At 59.4% G+C, this 20,463-nt stretch carries 21 protein-coding genes; 12 read left to right on the top strand and 9 right to left on the bottom strand.

Annotated features, from left to right (window positions below; translation table 11 throughout):
* Positions 1-169 precede the first annotated feature (169 nt).
* From ABV300_RS00690 to ABV300_RS00705, 4 genes are all read left to right on the top strand, one after another.
* Positions 170-1,324: a PAS domain-containing sensor histidine kinase gene (locus ABV300_RS00690; RefSeq protein ID WP_353714660.1), complete on the top strand. Its 1,155-nt coding sequence runs from the start codon at positions 170-172 to the stop codon at positions 1,322-1,324.
* Positions 1,305-1,997 (top strand): response regulator transcription factor, encoded by a 693-nt coding sequence (locus ABV300_RS00695; RefSeq protein WP_353714661.1) that lies wholly within the window; start codon positions 1,305-1,307, stop codon positions 1,995-1,997. Before ABV300_RS00690 ends, ABV300_RS00695 begins: the two co-directional genes overlap by 20 nt.
* A gap of 93 nt (positions 1,998-2,090) precedes the next feature.
* The gene (locus ABV300_RS00700; protein ID WP_058438515.1) at positions 2,091-2,378 is read left to right on the top strand and encodes a DUF370 domain-containing protein; all 288 of its coding nucleotides are present in this window, start codon (positions 2,091-2,093) and stop codon (positions 2,376-2,378) included.
* Positions 2,368-2,982, top strand: a complete 615-nt coding sequence (locus ABV300_RS00705) for a guanylate kinase (RefSeq protein WP_353714662.1) — start codon at positions 2,368-2,370, stop codon at positions 2,980-2,982. The genes ABV300_RS00700 and ABV300_RS00705 overlap by 11 nt, the downstream gene beginning before the upstream one ends.
* Before the next feature lie 17 nt (positions 2,983-2,999).
* Here ABV300_RS00705 and ABV300_RS00710 read toward each other — a convergent pair whose 3' ends face one another.
* Both ABV300_RS00710 and ABV300_RS00715 read right to left on the bottom strand, forming a co-directional pair.
* Positions 3,000-4,001: an inorganic phosphate transporter gene (locus ABV300_RS00710; protein ID WP_353714663.1), complete on the bottom strand. Its 1,002-nt coding sequence runs from the start codon at positions 3,999-4,001 to the stop codon at positions 3,000-3,002.
* Complete coding sequence (locus tag ABV300_RS00715; protein WP_353714664.1) at positions 3,994-4,620, bottom strand: DUF47 domain-containing protein; 627 nt, start codon at positions 4,618-4,620, stop codon at positions 3,994-3,996. The genes ABV300_RS00710 and ABV300_RS00715 overlap by 8 nt, the downstream gene beginning before the upstream one ends.
* Before the next feature lie 100 nt (positions 4,621-4,720).
* Between ABV300_RS00715 and ABV300_RS00720 the strand changes: the two genes are divergently transcribed.
* From ABV300_RS00720 to holA, 8 genes are all read left to right on the top strand, one after another.
* Positions 4,721-5,692, top strand: coding sequence for a cation diffusion facilitator family transporter (locus ABV300_RS00720; RefSeq protein ID WP_353714665.1), 972 nt, complete (start codon positions 4,721-4,723; stop codon positions 5,690-5,692).
* A gap of 63 nt (positions 5,693-5,755) precedes the next feature.
* Positions 5,756-5,905, top strand: a complete 150-nt coding sequence (locus ABV300_RS00725) for a hypothetical protein (RefSeq protein ID WP_165802752.1) — start codon at positions 5,756-5,758, stop codon at positions 5,903-5,905.
* On the top strand, positions 5,905-7,266 hold the full coding sequence (trkA, locus tag ABV300_RS00730) for a Trk system potassium transporter TrkA (RefSeq protein ID WP_353714666.1): 1,362 nt from the start codon (positions 5,905-5,907) through the stop codon (positions 7,264-7,266). The genes ABV300_RS00725 and trkA overlap by 1 nt, the downstream gene beginning before the upstream one ends.
* 6 nt (positions 7,267-7,272) lie before the next feature.
* The gene (locus ABV300_RS00735; protein ID WP_353714667.1) at positions 7,273-8,724 is read left to right on the top strand and encodes a TrkH family potassium uptake protein; all 1,452 of its coding nucleotides are present in this window, start codon (positions 7,273-7,275) and stop codon (positions 8,722-8,724) included.
* A gap of 105 nt (positions 8,725-8,829) precedes the next feature.
* Complete coding sequence (locus tag ABV300_RS00740) at positions 8,830-9,264, top strand: universal stress protein (protein ID WP_353714668.1); 435 nt, start codon at positions 8,830-8,832, stop codon at positions 9,262-9,264.
* Positions 9,265-9,276: 12 nt separating this feature from the next.
* On the top strand, positions 9,277-9,675 hold the full coding sequence (locus ABV300_RS00745) for a TrkA family potassium uptake protein (protein ID WP_353714669.1): 399 nt from the start codon (positions 9,277-9,279) through the stop codon (positions 9,673-9,675).
* Positions 9,676-10,344, top strand: a complete 669-nt coding sequence (locus ABV300_RS00750; protein ID WP_353714670.1) for a TrkA family potassium uptake protein — start codon at positions 9,676-9,678, stop codon at positions 10,342-10,344.
* A 65-nt stretch (positions 10,345-10,409) separates the two neighbouring features.
* A complete protein-coding gene (gene holA, locus ABV300_RS00755) occupies positions 10,410-11,417 on the top strand; it encodes a DNA polymerase III subunit delta (protein WP_353714671.1) in 1,008 nt (335 codons plus the stop codon).
* A 54-nt stretch (positions 11,418-11,471) separates the two neighbouring features.
* Here holA and gyrB read toward each other — a convergent pair whose 3' ends face one another.
* The 7 genes from gyrB to alaS all read right to left on the bottom strand — a co-directional run bounded on the left by gyrB (position 11,472) and on the right by alaS (position 20,415).
* Positions 11,472-13,400 carry a DNA topoisomerase (ATP-hydrolyzing) subunit B gene (gyrB, locus tag ABV300_RS00760; protein WP_353714672.1) on the bottom strand — a complete coding sequence of 643 codons (1,929 nt, stop codon included), beginning with the start codon at positions 13,398-13,400 and terminating at the stop codon, positions 11,472-11,474.
* Positions 13,401-13,593: 193 nt separating this feature from the next.
* Positions 13,594-13,959: a hypothetical protein gene (locus tag ABV300_RS00765; protein ID WP_353714673.1), complete on the bottom strand. Its 366-nt coding sequence runs from the start codon at positions 13,957-13,959 to the stop codon at positions 13,594-13,596.
* A gap of 52 nt (positions 13,960-14,011) precedes the next feature.
* Positions 14,012-15,154 (bottom strand): iron-containing alcohol dehydrogenase, encoded by a 1,143-nt coding sequence (locus ABV300_RS00770; protein ID WP_353714674.1) that lies wholly within the window; start codon positions 15,152-15,154, stop codon positions 14,012-14,014.
* A 459-nt stretch (positions 15,155-15,613) separates the two neighbouring features.
* The gene (gene tgt, locus ABV300_RS00775) at positions 15,614-16,798 is read right to left on the bottom strand and encodes a tRNA guanosine(34) transglycosylase Tgt (RefSeq protein ID WP_353714675.1); all 1,185 of its coding nucleotides are present in this window, start codon (positions 16,796-16,798) and stop codon (positions 15,614-15,616) included.
* A gap of 1 nt (position 16,799) precedes the next feature.
* Positions 16,800-17,300 (bottom strand): HPP family protein, encoded by a 501-nt coding sequence (locus ABV300_RS00780; protein ID WP_353714676.1) that lies wholly within the window; start codon positions 17,298-17,300, stop codon positions 16,800-16,802.
* A complete protein-coding gene (ruvX, locus tag ABV300_RS00785) occupies positions 17,301-17,738 on the bottom strand; it encodes a Holliday junction resolvase RuvX (protein WP_058438484.1) in 438 nt (145 codons plus the stop codon).
* A gap of 82 nt (positions 17,739-17,820) precedes the next feature.
* On the bottom strand, positions 17,821-20,415 hold the full coding sequence (gene alaS / locus ABV300_RS00790) for an alanine--tRNA ligase (protein ID WP_353714677.1): 2,595 nt from the start codon (positions 20,413-20,415) through the stop codon (positions 17,821-17,823).
* Positions 20,416-20,463 lie beyond the last annotated feature (48 nt).

Genomic DNA, 20,463 nt, shown 5'->3' on the forward strand with positions numbered 1-20,463 from the left:
AAGATTAATAACTTTTAATCTCCTTAATAATATTAGTGATTAACCTTTGGATAACCGAACCCTCGAATAGACAGCGCGATATCAGGCATTTCACCCTGCCGTGTTTCGGTGGTAATATACCGGCATTGTTTGTGTTATGATTCATCATCCGCCGCTCCGAGGACAGAGATTGAACGTAGCGAAACCAGTTGACCTGCTTTACCGCGCCGTCTTTGAGAATGCCGGCGACGCCATTATCATCTGGCGCCGCGCGAACGGCTCGGAAGTCTTAAAGATCATTGACGCCAACCCCGCCGCCTGCCGCCGACTCGGCTACACCAGGGACGAAATGATCCGCCTGACTGACGCCGACCTCAACGCGCCGGACAGCCTGCGCCGCAGCCGGGAAATACTTGCCGCTCCCTCAGACAACGGGAAGCTGACCCTGGAGGTGGCGCTCCTGACTAGAAGCGGGCAGGAACTGCCATCGGAAGCGAATTGCCAGGTTTTCATTATGGATGGACGCCCGGCCATCGTCGCTGTTTATAGGGATATAGCCGAGCGCAAGGAACAGGAAGAACGCCGGCAGCGGGCGCTGGAGCATGAAACTTCGCTGCGGTCCAAGCTGGAAGCAGATACCGATATGCGCACCAATTACACCCGGGCGCTGGTGCACGAGCTCAAAACGCCGCTGACCCTGCTCATGGCTTCTAGCGATTTCCTGGTATCTCATATAAAGGAAGAACCGCTGCTGTCCTTTGCCAAGAATATCAGCTTCGGCGCCGCTTCGATCAACCGCCGCATCGATGAGCTGCACGACCTGATGAAGCTAGAGATGGGCTCGTTGCAGTTGGAGTTTTACCCGGTGCCCACCCGCCGGCTCCTCAGCGACATCGCCGCCTTCGCCCGGCCGGCGGCGGAACGCAGTGAACTGGCTTTCAACGTCGAATTGCCGGCAAGGCTGCCGACTGTCCTGGGAGACCGGGAGCGGCTGCAACAGGTGATCATGAACCTGCTGAACAACGCCTTCAAGTACACCCCTAAAGGCGGTTCGGTCTGGCTGAAGGCTTATACTCGCGCAGGCGAGCTGATCATCGAGGTCAGAGACACCGGCTGCGGCATACCTGAAGATGCCCAGCAGGCACTGTTCCAGCCTTACCAGCGCCGGGATCCCAGCCATCAGCGTAAAGACGGCCTGGGGCTGGGGCTGGCCATAACCAAAGCGATTGTGGAAAGATATAAAGGCCGCATCTGGGTGGAAAGCCGCCCGGGCGCCGGCAGCCGCTTTTTCGTGGCGTTACCGACAACCAGGAGGAACTCTAAAAATGAAAGCGCTGATTGTTGACGACGACGATGGCATCATCCAGCTTGTTTCGCTCTGCCTTATCCTGATCTGGCCTGACGTCAAGATAACCTGGACGCATCTTGGCGGCGAGGGCGCCGATCTGGTGCGCAGCGCCTCCCCCGACCTGGTGGTTTTGGATCTCGGGTTGCCGGACATGAGCGGCTTCGATGTCCTGAAGCGCATCCGCGCTTTTTCCAAAGTGCCGCTCATTGTCCTCACCGTCAGGAACGACGAGGTGGATGTGGTGCGGGCTTTCGAGCTCGGCGCCGATGACTATGTCACCAAACCGTTCCGCCAGTTCGAATTCCTGGCGCGGGTACGTTCAGCGGTGGCACGTTTCGTACCGGGACAGAACAAAGGAGAGGAGGTCAGGGCGGCCTTCGGCGATTTCCGGTTCGATTCCTCCTTCAGGAAGCTGGAATACCGCAACAAGACCATCGACCTGACGTCTACAGAAAGCGTCACCTTGCGCTGCCTGCTGGAAAACGCCGGCAAGGTTGTCACACACAAAGCCATCGCCCAGCAGATCTGGGGCCACCCGGTGCCGGACGCGGTCAAGATTATCCGGGTCTATATCCGGCACCTGCGGGAAAAGATCGAGGCCGACCCCAACAATCCGACGCTGATTGTCACCAAAGCCGGCGAAGGCTACCTGTTCACCCGAACGGTGTAGGATTAATCATCTGGTCGCAGGCGCCTAGCCTTGCCACTCCGGGCGCATCGGTATAAGATAGTATTTATTCTCCTTTCAGTTTAAGAGGTGTAAATGTCTATTGAACTCGTCCACGTCGGTTTCGGCAATATCCTGGCGATGAACCGCCTGATCGCCATCGCCCCTCCCGGCTCCGCCCCTATCAAGCGTATCATCCAGGAGAGCCGCAACAAGGGTAATCTCATCGACATGACCAACGGCCGCAAGACCAAGGCGGTGATCTTCACCGATTCCGGCCACATCGTCCTGGCGGCTCTGGCGCCGGAAACCATCACCGGCCGGGTGACCGTAGGCCGCGGTGTCATGAAGACCGAAGTGGCCGAGGTACCGCTTGACGTTTAAGCCGCCTCTTCCGGCGCCGGTGCTCATCGTCCTGTCAGGCCCGTCCGGGGTCGGCAAAGACGCCGTACTGGAACGGATGAAGGAGCGGCAGCTGCCGGGAGTGAAATACGTCACTACGGTGACCACCCGCGCCCAGCGCCCGCGTGAAATCGGCGGCAGGGACTACCACTTCTTCAGCCAGCCCGAGTTTAAAAAGCTCATTGAAGCGGATGAACTCCTGGAATGGGCGGAGGTTTACGGCAATTTCTACGGCGTGCCCAAGGCGGCGGTGCGGGAAGCGCTGAGAGCCGGGCACGATGTTGTCGTCAAGGTCGACGTCCAGGGCGCCGCTTCGATCAAGAAGATCACCCCCGGCGCCGTTTTCATCTTCCTGCTGCCGCCTTCGCTCAAGGACCTGGAAGCGCGGCTGTCACGCCGCCTCACCGAATCGCCGGCGGCGCTGAAACGCCGGCTAGAAACGGCGCCGCATGAACTGGAACAGCTGAGCATGTTTGATTATTTTGTGGTCAACCACGAAGGCCGGATTGACCAGGCTGTCGACGGCATCGCCGCCATCCTGGCCGCAGAAAAGGCCCGGGTCCACCCCCGGAACATTAATCTATAGCTCGGTCCAGCCTGAACCTAGAACAACCCCTTCAGTATTGTCGCCAGAATGAAGGCGATGACGCCACAGATAGGGATTGTCAGTACCCAGGCGGCAAAGATATGCCCGGCCACGCCCCAGCGTACCGCCGAAAGGCGCCGGGTGGCGCCGACGCCCATGATCGAGGCGGAAATAGTATGAGTCGTCGACACCGGGATGCCGATGGTGGAGGCGATCTGGATGACCGTGGCCGCCGCCGTCTCGGCGGCGAAACCGTTGACCGGTTTTAAAGCCGTCATCCTCACTCCAAGTGTCTTGACCACCCGCCAGCCGCCGATGGCCGTACCGGCGCTAATCGAACCGGCGGCGACCAGGATAATCCACACAGGTATCGAGTCCCAGAGCGCCAGGTTGCCAGAATAGATGACCATCGCCATGGTGATGAGGCCGATAGGCATCTGGCCGTCGTTGCGGCCGTGGCTGAAAGCCATGTAGCTGGCAGAAAGTATCTGAGCATTGGAGAAAATGCGGCCGACGCGGTCCGGCCGTGACTTGCTGAACAGCCACATGATGGCCACCATCATCAGATAACCGCCGGCGAAACCAATAGCCGGGGCGATTATGATGGCCGCCACGACCTTGCCGAGCACCGCCCAGTTGACCGCGGCCGCTCCAGCCACGCCGACGCCGGCCATGGCCAGCGAGGAAACCATACCGTGGGTTAGGCTGACCGGCAGCCCCCGCCAGGTGGCCAGCGAAGTCCAGGCGATGACAGCGATAAGCCCGGCGATGACCGTTGTGTAAGTAATCGCTTCCGGTACCAGGATGCCCTTGCCGATAGTACGTGCCACCGCCACGCCGGTGGTGGCGCCGACCAGATTGGCGGCGGCGGCCATGAGCACCGCCTGCCGTGGTGACATCACCCTGGTGCCGACGACGGTGGCGATGGCGTTGGCGGTGTCGTTGGTGCCGTTTACGAAGGCGAAACCGATGGCCAGCAGGATTATTATGACTATGGGCAGCAGCGACGCATCAGGCATTCTTGAGGGCGACTCCCTCGAAGACGTTGGCTACATCCTCGCAGCGGTCGGTGGCGCTTTCCATTGATTCGTAGATTTCGCGCCACTTGATAACATCGGCGATGTTGTGTTCTTCGAACAATTCGACCAGAGCGGCGCGGTAAGCCTGGTCAGCCTGATTTTCCAGACGGTTGATCTCGATACAATGCTCCAGCAGGCTCTTGAGACCGCTTTTCTTGCGCAGCTTCGGCGCCGCCGCGGCCACTTCTTTGGCCCCCAGCAAAATGATCTCCGCCAGTTCCCTGACCCTGTCATTGGGCTTGCCAACCTTGTAGAGCATCATGTAGTCCGCCGCCGAGTGGATGAAATCAACCACGTCATCCATCGAATGCGCCAGGAGAGCTATGTCCTCGCGGTCGAAAGGGGTGACGAACGAACGGTGCAGCATGGCGATGATCTGGTGGGTGACCGAATCGCCGGTATGCTCCAGTTCGGCGATCTTCTGGAATTTTTCCGGGATGTCCCGCCAGTCGTTGACCAATTCCTTCAAGGCTTCGGCAGTGCGCACCATATTTGCCGCACCGGCTTCGATCAGGTCAAAGAACTTCTCTTCCCTGGGCATGATTGATATCTTGGCCATATTTCCTCCGGGGCTGCTGGACAAGCCAGCGGTTCCTGATATGATAGTATGGCAGTGGTGAAAAAACAACCGATCCCGAGACTTGGGGAATGTAAATAATTTGCATCAGCACCGACGTGCCCATGTCGCCGCCGGCGCCCGCCTGACGCTGGGCATCATCATTTCCAGCGTTATTTTCGTCGCCGAGGTGGCGGGCGGTCTAATTTCCAACTCGTTGGCGCTGCTATCCGACGCCGGGCATGTCTTCGCGGATATCGTCGCCCTGTCGCTTTCAGCGTACGCCCTGCGCCAGGCGCAGAAACCCCCCAGCCACCGCATGACCTTCGGCTATCACCGGGTAGGCGTCGTCGTCGCCATCATCAATTCAGTACTTATCTTCGGCATAGCGGGTTTTATCTTCTTTGAAGCAGCCCGGCGCTTACAGGCGCCGCCGGAGGTGGATAGCCCGGTGATGCTGGGCGTGGCCGCTTTAGGACTGGCAGCCAATTTAATTGTCGCGTTCTGGCTGCGTGAAGCCCAAAAGGAAAGCCTCAACGTCAGGAGCGCTTTCTGGCACGTCCTGGGTGACGCCCTGGCCTCTGTCGGCGTCATCATCGGCGCGATTGCCATCATGCTCACCGGTTACTCCATCATCGACGCCGCCGTCTCAGCCATCATCGGTCTCATCATCGCCGCCTCGGCCTGGGGCATTCTGGCCGAAGGGGTCAAGGTCATTCTGGAATCGGCGCCGGCCCACGTAAAACTCGATGACCTGGCCGGCGACCTGCGGCGCATCGGCGGAGTTCAGGACGTTCATGACCTGCACGTCTGGAGCCTGACCCCGCAGCTGCACGCTCTTTCATGTCACATCGTCATTGACGACCGTTTGACCTCGGAGACTGCCCATGTACGGGCGGAGGTCGAAACGATGCTGGCCGAAAGATACGAGATAACTCACACCACTTTACAGCTCGAGTGCCAGTCCTGTGCTCCTGGCGGCTTGCTGTGCACCCTGGAGCCTGGAGCCTGCCCCTTCACCCCTCATTCCCATCCCGGCAGGGAATCCTCGCCGGCTGCCGGCCAGAATTCTTGAGAACTGGCATCGAACTGGTTGACAACTTGAAGGTTTGGGCCTAAAATGCGGCTTCAGTTAGAGATGAAGACCGAACAGCCCAGAGCTGCCGCCTGCGTCCGGCCCGGCGACCGGGTCATCCGGGTACACCGCCGCCCGCGCAATAGGATTCTCGCCTTTTTCGCCTCGCTGCCGTCCCTGTTCCGCTTCGGGGGCTCGCCGGGGGCGAGGTAGTGTATATCATCATCGCCGGCGGCGGCGTCGTTGGCTTCAATATCGCCTCTCTTCTTTCAGTCGAAAACCACGATGTGGTCATCATTGAGGAATCCGCCGCGGCCGTCGAGTCCATCCAGCGCCAGCTTGACGTCCGCACCATTACGGGCAACGCCGCCACCCCCCGCGTTCTACGGGAAGCCGAAGCCCACCGCGCCGACCTGATCCTGGCAGTCACCGACTCCGACGAAACCAACATGGTCGTCTGCTTCATCGCCAAGGAGATGGGCGCTTCCCGCACCGCCGCCCGCATCCGCAACCCGGACTATTCCGGCTATTTTCAGCTGCCGGCCAAAAACCCCGGCGCCACCCGCCGCATCGTCCGGCCTCAGAATCTGGGAGTGGACATCTTCATCAACCCGGAAGTCGAGATGGCCCGGGAAATCCTATCCATCCTGCGGGGCTTTTACTCCACCCCGGCCGAACAGTTCAGCGGCGGGGCGGTGCAGCTCCGGGAGTTCAAGGTCGAGGATAAAAGCCTGTTTAACAAAAAGGTGTCCGACATCAAATCGGACATCCCCTTCTTTATCGTCGCCCTGGGACATGAGGACGGCGGCACCATCGCCAGAGCGGATGAAATCATTCACGAGGGCGATTCTATATATGTAGTCGCGCCCGGTGACCAGGTCGAACGGCTCGGCCGGCTGTTCGCCGCGCCAAAACCCCCCGCCCAGAGCGTGGCTGTCATCGGTGGCGGACGCATCGGCTACCTGGTGGCTGAGGGACTGCTGCGCCAGGGCATCCGGGTCAAGATCCTAGAGAGAGATCAATCCCGCGCTGAAGAGATAGCCGGCAAGCTGGAGCGCGCCCTTGTACTTCAGGGCGAACCGACCGACCGCGACTTCCTGGTAGACCAGGGCATCGGCAGCGCCGACGCCGTGGTCGCCGCGACGGAAAACGACGAGCTCAACATACTAGCCACACTCCTTGCCAAAAACATCGGCGTCGGCCGCACCCTGACGGTCATCAACAAGCCGGATTATATCCCGCTGGCTGAAGCCGCCGGCATTGATGTCGCCGGTTCGCCGGCGGTCATCGCCGCGCGTAAGATCGCCCATTACGTCCTCCGAGGTGGCGCCATCGCCGCCGCGGTGATCGAAAAATCCACCCTGGAAGCCATCGAGTTCGTCGTCTCGCCCGGCGCCAAGATAGCCGGCAAAGCGGCGGCGGAAATTACCTTGTCTTCCGGTATCATAGGCGCCATTGTCCGGGGCGGCCGGCCGGTCATCCCGCCGGACGATTCACCCATCGAACCCGGCGATCACGTCGTCGTCGTCTCCACCATCGCCGGCATCCCCGAGGTCGAAGAGTTCTTCAAGTAGCCGGCCATGAGCTACATTTCAATCGTCCATTACCTCGGCCTGCTGCTCTCCCTGGTAGGCGGCGTCATGGCGGTGCCTGCCGTTTTCGGCCTGGTACAGCACGATGCCGCCGGCGGGGCACTGACCGCCGCCGCCGAGATCACTATTATCTGCGGCGGATTAGCTTATTTCTTCACCCGCAAGGGACGCCGCCCGGTGACCCAGCGGGAAGCTCTGGTCATAGTTGTCGCCGCTTGGTTTGCTGTTTCCGCCTTCGGCGCCCTGCCCTATTATTTTTCCGGAGCCCTGCCGACCTATCTCGACTCCGTGTTCGAGACGATGAGCGGCTTCACCACCACCGGGGCGACGGTGATGACCCACATCGGCGACCAGCCGGACAGCATCCTGCTGTGGCGCTCGCTGACCCAGTGGCTGGGCGGCATGGGCATCATCATGCTGTTCGTCGCCCTGTTCCCTTTGCTCGGCATCGGCGCCGCTCAGATGGCTGAGGCCGAAATGACCGGCGAAAAAGGCGAGCGGCTGACCTCCCGCATCACCAGCACCGCCAAAGCGCTGTGGCTGATATATTTCGGTTTCACCCTGCTGTGTTTCGGCGCTCTTTTATGGGCGGGGCTGCCCCTGTTCGACAGCGTCAATATCTCTTTGACCACCCTGCCTTCAGGCGGCTTTGCCCCGGTTGACCTTTCTATCGAGGAGTATGCCTCGGTGCCGGTGCAATTAATCGTCAATTTCTTCATGTTCATCGCCGGCGTCAATTTCGCCCTGTTTTACTACGTCTTCATGAAAGGCCGCCCGGGCAAGCTCTTCCGCAACCCGGAATTCAAGCTTTATGCCGCCCTTCTGGCTGCCACCTCAATCGTGCTGGCGCTTGACCTTACCTTTCACAATATCTACCCCATCGGCGACGCCTTGAGACAGGGCGCTTTCCAGGCGACCACCATCATGACCTCCACCGGCTATTCCAGCGCCAACTTTGATGAATGGCCCCACCTCAGCCGGGCGCTATTACTGATCCTGATGGTCATCGGCGGCTCGGCCGGCTCTACCGCCGGCGGCCTCAAGGTTATCCGTTCTTTGATTCTCTTCAAATACACCTACCGCCGCATCATTCTGGCTTATAATCCCAACGCAGTGATCCCCATCAAAGTCGGCGGGATTGTCCTCCCGGAAAAAACGATCTCCCGCACTGTCGGCATGACCGTAGCCTTCTTTGCCGCAATGTGGGGCGGCTTTCTGACAATGAGCGCCCTGGGGCTCAATTTCGAGACTGCCTTATCAAGCGTAGCAACATGCCTGGGCAACGTCGGCCCCGGCTTGGCTGGAGTCGGACCATACGAGAACTTTGCCTGGATACCGGGGTTGGGGAAAATCGTCCTGATTGTCATGATGCTGGCCGGTCGCCTGGAGTTGTTCACCCTGCTTATCCTGCTGACCCCGGCCTTCTGGCGTCGTTATTAAGCTAGCTCTGCGCTTTGCCGCGCCCCAATGACACGTTTTGTTGTCAAAACTCCCCCGCGGTGTCTATAATAGCCTGTTATCTATGGCCTCAAGCCGTAATACTATATGAAACAATTCCGGACTCTGCTTATCCCGGTGGCCGGCGGCCCAGAGGATGAAGAGGCGCTGGAGCTGGCCTGCCAGCTCTCCAGAGCCCTAGGCGGCATTAAGCTGGTGGTCACCAACATCATCTCCATTGACCGTTCACTGCCGCTGGATGCCGAGGTGGAATCCGAAATCGCCAAAGCCGAAGGCATCCTGGCCCGTTTTGAAAACCTTGGGAAAAAATACGGCTGCAGCCTGGAGACTAACCTGCTGCAGGCCCGGGCGGTCGCCCCGGCCATTGTCGACGAGGCTATCGAACAAAAAGCCGACGCCATTATCATCGGCTCGTCCTATAAAATGCGCTACGGCGAATTCAGCCTGGGCGACGTGGTGCCCTACCTCCTGCAGCACTCACCATGCCGCGTCATCCTGAGCCACCACTCCCAGAATGAGTAAGGAGTCCCGGAGATGAAAGTGGTCATCATGGGCTGCGGGCGCGTCGGCGCCCAGCTGGCAACGATGCTGGACCAGGAAGGCCACAGCGTCACCACCCTGGATTTGGACGCCTACAGCTTCCGCCGCCTGCCGCCCGATTTCAAGGGCAACGCCATCCTTGGCAACGGGCTGGACGAGGAAGTGCTGCGCCGCGCTGGCATCGAAGAAGCCGATGCCTTCGTGGCGGTGACCCAGGGCGACAATCGCAACGTCATGGCCGCCCAGATGGCGCAGAAAATCTTCAATGTCAAGAAGGTAGTGTGCCGCATCTACGATCCCCTGCGCCGCGACCTGTACACCATCCTCGGCCTGGAAGCCATCAGCCCCACCACCGTCTTCGCCGAAATGCTTAAAGAAAAGCTGGAGAGCTAGATGTATATCATTGTCGCCGGCGGCGGCCGCCTAGGATATTCTCTGACCAAAGCCCTGCTGAATGAAGGGCACGAGCTGTTGTTGATCGAGAAAAACGCCTCGGTCTGCGACAAGATCAACAAGGAACTGGGCAGCCTCTGCCTCCGGGGCGACGCCTGCGAGACGGCTATTCAGACCGAGGCCGGCACCGGCCGCGCCGATATGTTCATCGCCGTCACCGGAGAGGATGAGGATAACCTGGTAGCCTGCCAGGTCGCCAAATACCGCTTCAATGTGCCGCGTACCATTGCCCGCGTCCGTGACCCGAAGAATGAAGACATCTTCAAAAAGCTTGGCGTGGATGTTACCGTCAACTCCACCAACATCATCCTGGAACGCATCGAGCATGAAGTCCCCTCCCACCCCATGACCCATCTTTTCTGCATCAGCGGCGACAACCGGGATTTCGAACTGCTGGAACTCCGAGCCGCCGCCGGCGCCGCCGGACTGGGCCGGCCGATGAACGAACTGGACCTGCCGGCCAAAGCGGTGCTGGGACTGGTCATCCGCGGCGGCGGAAAGCCTTTCGTGCCCCGCGGCGACACCGTTTTCCAGCCCGGCGACCAGATCATCGCCGTCGCCCCGCCTGAGACCGAAGCCGACCTGCGGCAGCTTTTCGCCGGAAAGTAGACTGATTCCCGCCGCGGCGGGGTCATGCTACAATAGGCTATCTCTGAACGTAAGGCGGAGGGCTGTTGCGCTACCTGCTGGCTGGTCCGGATGACTACTCGCTGAAACAGAAGCTGACTGAAATCAAGCTGGCGCTGGGCGATGCCGCACTTCTGACCGACGCCACCACCATATTCGACGGCGCCCGGGTCAAAGCCACAGAATTCAAGCTGACCGTTGACGCCCTTCCTTTTCTCACTCCCTGCCGGCTGGTAATCGTGACCGGAATGCTAGGCCGCTTCCAACCGGCCGGAGGTCAGGTGAATAAGGCATCCCGACTGGAGGAAGCCAATACTTTCTCCGCCGCAGTCCGGGCCGCGCCGCCGACCACCGCCATCATTCTCATTGAGCCTGAGCTTAACCGCAGGAACCCTCTCTTTGCTGACCTTGCCGCTATCCTTGAGGTCCATGAATTCCCCATGCTTGACCGTTCCGGATTAAAAGCCTGGATCAGCAGCCGGGTCAGTCTTGGCGGCGGCGCTATCACCCCGGGCGCCATCAACCTGCTGGCTCAGTATGTCGGCGCCGACCTGTGGGCGCTTTCCGGAGAGATAGAAAAGCTCCGCCTCTATGCAGGAGGCCAGCCGATCACCGAGGCTGATGTCAAAACCCTGGTGGGTTACACAGGAGAAGCCAGTATTTTTAACCTGGTGGACGCCGTCATCGAATGCCGGCTGAAACCAGCGGTCGAATCTCTGGAGGCACTTAAAGCCGGCGGCCTGCCGGCAGGCTACGCGCTGTCTATGATGTCGCGTCAGCTTCGGCTGATCATCCTTTATCTTGACTTGAAGAGCCGCGGCGAAAAGGATACCGAAATCCGCCGCCGTCTCGGTTTGACAGCTGACTTCGTGTGGCGTAAAACGGCGGCGCAGGCGGCCCGCTTCAGTTTCGGCCGCGCCGCCGGCGCTTACCGCCGCCTTCTGGAGACTGACCTGGCGATCAAGACCGGCCGCATGGAAGAATCCGCGGCTGTTGATCTGTTGGTGGCCGAACTGGCTTCAGGCGCCGGTCTTGAGACTCACGAACGCACTTAAAAAATGAGGAAGAGGCTCTTCCCGCCCCTTCCTAAAGTACAATTTCAATCTAAATTAAACGTCCAGGTTTTTAACATGCTGGGCATGGGCCTGGATAAAGGCTTTCCGCGGCGGCACCTCGTCACCCATGAGCAGGGCAAAGGTGGCGTCGGCGCGGGCGGCGTCGGCCACTTCCACCGTCAGCAAAGTACGGGTAGCCGGATTCATCGTGGTGCTCCAGAGCTGCTCGGCGGACATTTCGCCCAGACCTTTGTAGCGCTGGATATCCACATTCTTGCCCTTGAACTCTTTGAGCGTCTCGGCTTTTTCGGTGTCGGAATAAACCCAGCGCTCGTTCTGGCCTTGCTTGATGCGGTACAGCGGCGGCTGGGCGATGTACAGCCCGCCGCCCGAGATCAGCTTGTTCATATGCCGGAAAAAGAAAGTCAGCAGCAGGGTGCGGATATGAGCGCCGTCTACATCGGCATCGGTCATCAGCACCACACGGTGATAGCGCAGTTTTTGGAACTCGAAGTCGTCGTCGATGCCCGCGCCCAGGGCGGTGATGAGGGCCCTTATTTCTTCGTGAGACAGCATCTTGTCCGGCGCCGCTTTCTCCACGTTCAGGATCTTGCCCCTGAGCGGCAGAATGGCTTGGAAACGCCGGTTGCGGCCCTGTTTAGCCGAGCCGCCGGCCGAGTCTCCCTCAACCAGGAACAACTCGCAAAGGGACGGTTCTTTCTCGGAGCAGTCGGCTAGCTTGCCGGGCAGCGTACCGCCGTCGAGCGAGTTTTTCTTGATGATCAGGTCACGCGCTTTGCGGGCGGCGTCGCGGGCCCGAGCCGAGGTGAGTACTTTGTCGATGATGCGCCTGGCTTCGTCCGGGTGCTCCTCCAGATACAGGGCTAATTGTTCGCTGACAACCGAATCAACCAGACCTTTCATCTCGGCGTTGCCAAGTTTACCCTTGGTCTGGCCTTCAAACTGTGGCTCGGATAGCTTGACCGAGACGATGGACACCAGGCCTTCCCGGGCGTCTTCGCCGGAGATATTGAGATCGTCCTTGATCAGTTTGTTTTTATCGGCGTAATCGTTGATGACCTTGGTCAGCGCCGAGCGAAAGCCGGTCAGGTGGGTACCGCCATCCTGGGTATTAATGCAGTTGGCAAAAGAGAAATTGGTCTCGGTGTACCCGTCGTTGTACTGCAGTGCCACCTCGACAATAGAGGAATCGATCTTCTTGTAAATCGGTATCGGCAATCTGTTGATGACATTGCGGTTGTGGTTCAGGTGCCGGACGAAGCCGGTGATGCCGCCCTCGAAGTAGTAAGTCTGCTCCTCGTCGCTGCGCCGGTCCAATATTGAGATTTCCAACCCCTTATTCAGGTAGGCAATCTCACGGATGCGCTCAGCCAGAGTCTTGTAATCGTAGGTGGAGTCGCCGAAAATGAACGGGTCGAACTTGAAAGTGGTGATCGTGCCGGTGCCGCAGGCTTCGCCGACAACCGCCACCGGCGCCGCAGGAATACCCTGCCGGTATTCCTGCCGGTAAAGCTTGCCCTCGTTTTTGACTTCGACCCGCACCCAATCTGACAGGGCGTTGACCACCGAAGCGCCGACGCCGTGCAAGCCGCCGGAGACCTGGTAGGTTTTACCGCCGAACTTGGCGCCGGCGTGCAGCACCGTCATCACGGTTTCCAGGGCGGAGACGCCGGTAGTCTTGTGGATGCCTACCGGGATGCCGCGGCCGTTGTCTTCGACGGTGATGGACTCATCCTTATTGAGGGTGACTTCGATCCTGTCGCAGAACCCGGCCATGGCTTCGTCAACGGAATTGTAGACAATCTCATAGACCAGGTGGTGCAGGCCGCGGTAGTCGGTGGAGCCAATGTACATGCCGGGGCGCTTGCGGACAGCTTCGCGGCCGCCCAGTACCTGGATGTCTTCGGCGGTGTAGGACGCCGATCCCCTGTTTTCGTCTTCGGGCAGAGTCTGTTCGACCATAATTATGCCTTAGCCTTGAATTCAGATAGATCAGCGCCAGGAGGGAAAGTTTGGCAAAAGAATTGCGTTCGTAAAATCATGCGCTTTTAGACGCACGATTATAGCATTTCAGCGTAGACGGAGGCAATGAAAACAGCCTCCACTGTCAGTTCTCAATTGGGATAACCGAGGGAATAAGGGGGGAATGCCACGGCTAGAAAAGGTAAAAGCTGAATGGCTCGCGGCGCAAACGGATTATCGGCATCCAGTAGAAGGCCAGAAGGAACACAATGGCAACAGACCAAAGATAATCACTGGTACCAAAAAGTGATTTGAAGATACCCGGCGAAAAATAGCCCAATAAAAGGAGCGGCAGACGCCACCAACGCAGTCTGTCAGGTATCAAGGCTACTAGGTATGCCAGCCCTACAAGTAAAGGCACAGCCAGCCAGAATACGAATTCTTTCCATTGGCTGGTGAACACGACGATCGCTCCGAGAATTGCGCTGGCAAAGAGGCTGGCCAGGATTTCCGACTGGTCGAGGCGGCGGATCTTTTGAGTGGCGGTTACCCGTGCCAACACTCCTCCACGATTTGGAAATCAGCGGACAATACTGATTATACGACAGGCGTCAATAAGCCATCCGATAGAGGCGCTCAATATCGTCAAATTCCAGCGGCGTCGGATTATGCTTGATCCAAGGCGAAGATACTTTTGCCAGCCGCGCCAGGTCCGGAATCGATTCCTGCTTCACGCCGAGATTCTCCAGCCGCAACCTCATACCGACGCTGCGGAGCCAGTCCTCGACTGCTTTTTGCCCGTCATCCGCGCCAAAGACACGCTCGCCCAGAAGCCGGACCCGGTCGCTCCGCTCGCGTAATACATCCGCCAGCCACGCGGGCAGCAGTGCCGCCAGGCCGTCGCCGTGGGCGATGTCATATAACCCGGACAACGGATGCTCGATGCCGTGGAGGGTCATCGAGCCGTCGCCGCCGCCCAGGCTCGAAAAGGCGGAGCAGGCCATAGTCGAGGCCCAGGCCAGGGCGCGGCGAGCCTTCAGGTTGCGGAGGTCGCCACGGACGACCGGCAGGTATTCGACGACGGTGCGCAGCATGGCCTCGCGCCAGCCGTCGTTCAAGGGCTCGGGATGGGAGGCGGTGATGTAGGGTTCGACGGCATGGCAGAAGATGTCGATGCCGCCCGCCAGCGTCGGCTGCAGCGGCAGGGAGAGGGTAAGTTCGGGATCGACGATGGCGGTCACGGGCTGGAGGGTCGGTCTTGACAGAACGCGTTTCTGGTGGGAATCCCAGTCGGTGATGACGGCGCCGGAATTGACCTCGGAGCCGGAGGCGGACACGGTGGGAACCATGATGAGGGCCGGGACGTCGCCCTCCGGGTTGTCCGATGTCGTCAGGTAATGCCAGACTGGTTTGTGGCCGGCGGCGGCCAGGGCGATGCCTTTGGCGGCATCCATGGCCGAGCCACCGCCGAGGGCGATGACCATATCGATGCCGGAGAGGCGGGCCAGGGCGGCGCCTTCATCAATTGTCGAAGCCCGGGGATTGGGTTCTACCTTGTCGAATAAAAAAGTTTGAACGCCGGCGCGCTCCAGAAGGTCGGCAGCACGGTCGAGGAGTTCCAGGCGGCGCATCGTCTTCTGGCCGGAGACGATCAGGGCGCGTTTCCCAATCGCGGCCGCCCCTTCGCCGAGCCGGTCGAAGACGCCTTCGCCGAAAATAACTCTGGTGGGAAGATTGAATTCGGTGAGTGGCATGACAACTTCTCCCTGGTTTTACCTCAATATAAAGTCATTACGACACAGGGTCAAACGATAAAGCCAGACAGGGTTGACTCACCCAATCAGTTCAAAACACGCAATCTGAAGGCTATTGCCTTTGATTGGGGCTCAGTTTAGAATTCAACAAAACAGGCGGGGCAGATAATGAATGAAAAGAATAACCGGTTGAAGAGAGCGGCTTGGATTCTTCGATTACTCGCTATTGTGTCCTTCGGCGTCATTGGAGCCGACATCGCCATTTCTGAAATATCGAATTTACGCTGACTGGCTTTTTGCAGCCCGCGAGGATTGTTGGGCCTGATGGTTCTCGGGATCGGAATGCTGGTTGGTTCTGCGTGGGTAGCGAGTAACGCAACTAAAGGTTAATTGCATTGCCAGGACGAATCGCGCTTTCCTGCGGGCGGAGGTCGCCCAGTGTGCCCGGGAAAGAATGGGTTAGTCCATGCTTGGATGGCTTGAATTGCGGTCCTTCAGCCATTGCCGCTTCTGTGACAGCCGCACCGATTCATCCGTCGGTTTGTAGTCAGAGAGGAAGCCGCGGGCGAAATCGTCGTAGCGGCTGTCGAGTATCGCCTGCCGGAGATCCGACATCAGCCGCCGCATAAAGTAAAGGTTGTGCAGGGTGGCCAGACGATAGGCCAGGAGCTCTCTAGCCCGGAACAGGTGATGGACGTAACCCGCCGAAAACTTAGTACAAGCGTAGCAGCCGCAGCCCTCGGCGATCGGGCCTTTGTCACCCTGGTAGCGGGCGTTGCCGATGTCGATGCGGCCATAGCGCGTGAACAGGGCACCGTTACGGGCTACCCGCGTCGGCAGAGCGGAATCGAACATATCGATGCCGGCGGCCACGCCGCGGACAATGTCTTCCGGGGAGCCGACGCCCATCAGATATCTCGGTTTATCGACCGGTAAAACCTCGGTGGTTGCTGAGGTGATCTCCGTAGTCTGCTCCTTGCTCTCGCCGATAGCCAGACCCCCGATGGCATAGCCAGGGAAGTCAGCCTCGATTAACCCTTCGGCAGAACGGCGTCGCAAGTCGGCATGAAGTCCACCCTGGACGATTGGAAAAAGAGCTTGGTCAGCGCGGCTTTTGGTGGATTTACAGCGGAGAGCCCAGGCGTGGGTCCGTTCGACGGCCGCCTCGATTACCTCTCGCGAGGCCTCCACCGGCGGACATTCGTCCAAAGCCATAATAATGTCGGCGCCGAAGACTTCCTGGTATTTGATCGCCAGTTCCGGGCTGAAGAAATGTTCCGAGCCGTCGATATGGGAGCGGAAGGTGACGCCCTCGTCGCTCATTTTCCTTAGCGGCGATAACGAAAAGACCTGGTAGCCGCCGGAGTCCGTCAACAAAGCGCCGTTCCAGCCCATGAATTCATGAATCCCGCCATAGCTGCCGACGACCTCGGTGCCAGGCCGCAGGTAGAGGTGGTAGTTATTGGCGAGGATGAGCTTGTAGCCCAACTCCTTCAACTCGTCCGGGGTGAGCGTCTTGACCGTAGCCTGTGAGCCGACCGGCATGAAGCAAGGTGTCTCGACGGCGGCGTGGGGCGTGTTGAGCACGCCTGCCCGGGCTGCTCCGGAAAGGGTCAATTCGAATGAAAAACCAGCCGTCCCCATCTCAGAACAGGTCCACCAGCCAGCGCCGCAGGACCCGGTGGATAACGGATAATAAAACAGCAAAAAGCACAACGAACAGGATCGTCGCCCAGCTCCAGCCGGCAGTTAGCAGCCCCAGGGATGTCGCGGCCGCCGGCGGGTGTTCCGTATTGGTAATTGACATCAGGAACATCGCCAGGGCGATAGCCAGGGCAAACGTCATGGCAGACAGCAACACCGGGTCATTGATTAACCCGGTGAATGAGCCGGTGAGAAAAAAATGTCCGGCTGTGCCGGCCAGCAGCCCGACGATATGTCCGCCGATGAGCCGCCGCGGCTGGGCAGTGATGGAATGCGGCATGGAAAAGATGATGAAAGTACTGGCGCCCAATGCCGCCACGATGACCACCTGGGTTACTCTTTCAACAAATAGCAGGACGATGAAGAAGACAGCCAGCGCCACCAGGCTCTGTAAAACATAAGGTCGGGGATTTTTCTTGAAATGGGAATCGATGATTTCCAATCAGCCAACCTCCGCCCTCGGCCGGTTTTCGTCCAGCCAGTCCTGAAGGATGACCGCCGCAGCCACCGCGTCGTCACGCTCGGTGATGTAGCCTTTTTTCCTCTTGCGATTGGCCTTCATAATGTCCTTAGCGTCGGCGGTGGAAAAGCGCTCGTCCTGAAACAGTACCGGTGCATCGGCTATGGCTGCGAGGCGGCGGGCAAAATGCTGCACCCGCTCCGCCTGGCTCCCGGCAACGCCGGTCAACAGCCGGGGCAAGCCCACGACCACTTTACCGGCGGCGTAGCGCCTGATAAGCTGCGCCACCGTTTCGGCGTCGGTCAGTTCGTCCTTGCGCTCAATAATCAACAGCGGTCTCGCGATGATGCCCATCGGGTCAGACAGGGCCACTCCCAGCCAACGATCGCCGACGTCGAGCCCAATGACGCGTTCAAGCATGGAAGTAGAATACTACCAAGTTAAAAAATATCCAAACCTGCCGACCCGGACAAGCGTCATTGTGAAGGAGTGCGGCGGCTCATTATCTGATGAACTCTTCAACCGCCTCGAGAGCAGCGGAAAGCTTCGAGGCATCCCGACCGCCCCCCTGAGCGAGGTTGGGACGGCCCCCTCCGCCGCCGCCGGCGATTTCCGAAAGACGCTTAATGATGTTGCCGGCGTGATACCCTTTAGCCACCAGGTCCTGGGTCACCGCGGCGACGAATACCGGTTTTTCCCCGGCGACCGAGCCGAGAACGACAACCGCCGAGCCCAGCCTATCGCGCAGCAGGTCGGCCATTTCGCGGAGAGTCTCGATGCCTGCCTCGGCAACCGAGGCGACGAGGAGTTTACCGCCGGGAATGGCTCTAGCTGAGGTCAAAAGCGCTAATGCGTCTTTTTTAGCCAGGTCCCTTTGCAGCGCGGCGATGGTGTTTTTCCCGGCCTCAACCTCGGCCTGGAATTTTTCAAGACGCTCGTGGAAGGACCTGACCTGATCCCTGAAATAAACCGCCGCACCGCGGCCGGTGACCGCCTCGATGCGGCGGAGGCCGGCGCCGACGGATGATTCGGAAACGACCTTAAAGAAGCCAATCTCGCCTGTGGCTTTGATGTGGGTGCCGCCGCACAACTCGGCGGAAACGTGGGTATCAGCACCGATGGATAGGACGCGCACTTTCTCGCCGTATTTTTCGCCGAAGAGGGCAGTGACGCCGGACTTCAGCGCTTCCTGGTAACCGGTCTCGACGGCGGCTACGGAATGGTTTTCCCGAATGCGCTCGTTTACGATGTCTTCGACGCGAGCGATCTCTTCGGAAGTGACGGCCTTAAGATGAGAAAAGTCGAACCGCAGCCGGTCCGGCCCGACAACCGAACCCCGCTGCTGAACGTGTCCACCTAGAACCTCCCGCAGGGCGGCCTGGAGTAGATGGGTGGCGGTGTGGTTGCGGGCAATGTCACTGCGGCGCTGGACGTTGACTCGGGCGGAAACCTCGTCACCGATGCCGATATGGCCCCGGCTGACATAGCCTTGGTGCAGGAAAACGCCGGGCGACAAGGGTAAGGTATCGGTGACGACAAAGAGGCTTTCGCCGGAAACTAGTTCGCCGGTGTCGCCGACCTGGCCGCCCATCTCGGCGTAAAACGGCGTCTTGTCCAGGATAATGCCGCCTTCTTCGCCCTCACGGATGGCGTCGGCGGAGGAATTGTTGACCAGGATGCCGTCGACGACCGCCTGTTGCACCAGGGTGTCATAGCCGGTGAAGCAGGTCTGTTTCCTCTTGACAATGATGATTGACTCCGAAATATTAATATTTTCATTCAGGGCAAACTTGTGTGCCCCCCTGGCCTTTTCCCGTTGGCGCTCCATTTCATGGTCAAAGCCTTCGGCGTCAACCTCGAAGCCGTTGCTGGAGGCAATCTCCGCAGTCAGATCCAGCGGGAAGCCGTAGGTGTCGTAGAGCTTGAAGGCCTGGGTACCGGTGATCTTCCGCTTGAGTTGTGCTTCCTCCGAGGCCATCATTTCATCGAGGATTTGCATGCCGGTGAAAAGGGTCTCGGCGAAGCGGGACTCCTCGCGGGCTACCAGCTCGGTGATGAAGCCGCGACGGACTGAAAGCTCAGGGTAAACGGGCGCCATGCGGTCGATGACCGTCTCGACCAGCGGCACCATGAAAGGCTTTTCCAGGCCCAGCATCCGCCCGAACAGGGCGGTGCGCCGCAGCAGGCGCCGCAGCACGTAGCCGCGGCCTTCATTAGACGGGATGACACCGTCGGCGATGAGGAAGGTGATGCTGCGGGAGTGCTCAGCGACGATGCGCATGGCCCGGTCGGTTTCGCCGCCGGCGCCGTATTTTTTCCCCGAGACGTTGGCTACCTTATCGAGCAGGTAGTCGAAGCGGTCGGTCTGGTAGACGCCGGACTTGCCCTGCATGATGGTCGTCAGTCGTTCCAGGCCCATGCCGGTGTCGATGCTGGGGTTCTTTAGCGGGATGCGGGCGCCGGACTTGTCCTGGTCGTACTGGACGAAAACCAAGTTCCAGATCTCGCAGAAGCGGCCGCATTTGCAGGCCGGGCCGCAGCAGCCGGGCTCGCCGCAACCGGCGGCCTCGCCGAAGTCGTAGTGGATCTCGGAACATGGGCCGCAGGGGCCGGAGTCGCCGGCAGGGCCCCAGAAATTGTCTTTCTCCCCCAGCCGCACAATGCGGTTGTCCGGTACGCCCTTGGCCTGCCAGAGCTTCACCGCCTCGTCGTCGTCGAGGTAGACGGTGGTCCATAAACGCTCGGACGGGATTTTGAGGCGCTCGGTGACGAACTCCCAGGCGAAGTCGATGGCTTCTTGCTTGAAATAGTCGCCGATGGAAAAATTGCCCAGCATCTCGAAGAAGGTCAGGTGCGAGGCGTCGCCAACCGAATCGATGTCGGTGGTGCGGAAGCACTTCTGGCAGGTGGTCAGGCGCGGCGCCGGCGGCTTTTCCTTGCCCAGGAAGTAGGGCTTGAACTGCACCATGCCGGCGGTGGTCAGGAGCAGGGTGGGGTCGCCGTGAGGAATCAGGGACGAGGAAGGCAGTATCTTGTGGGCTTTCTCGGCAAAATACTCAAGGTAAAGCGTGCGGAGCTGGTCACCGGTAAAGGACATAAAGGCTGTCACCTATCGAAAAACGTTCAGGTTAAGATTGTATGTGAG

Source organism: Dehalogenimonas sp. 4OHTPN, assembly GCF_040448695.1.
Taxonomy (GTDB): Bacteria; Chloroflexota; Dehalococcoidia; order Dehalococcoidales; family Dehalococcoidaceae; genus Dehalogenimonas.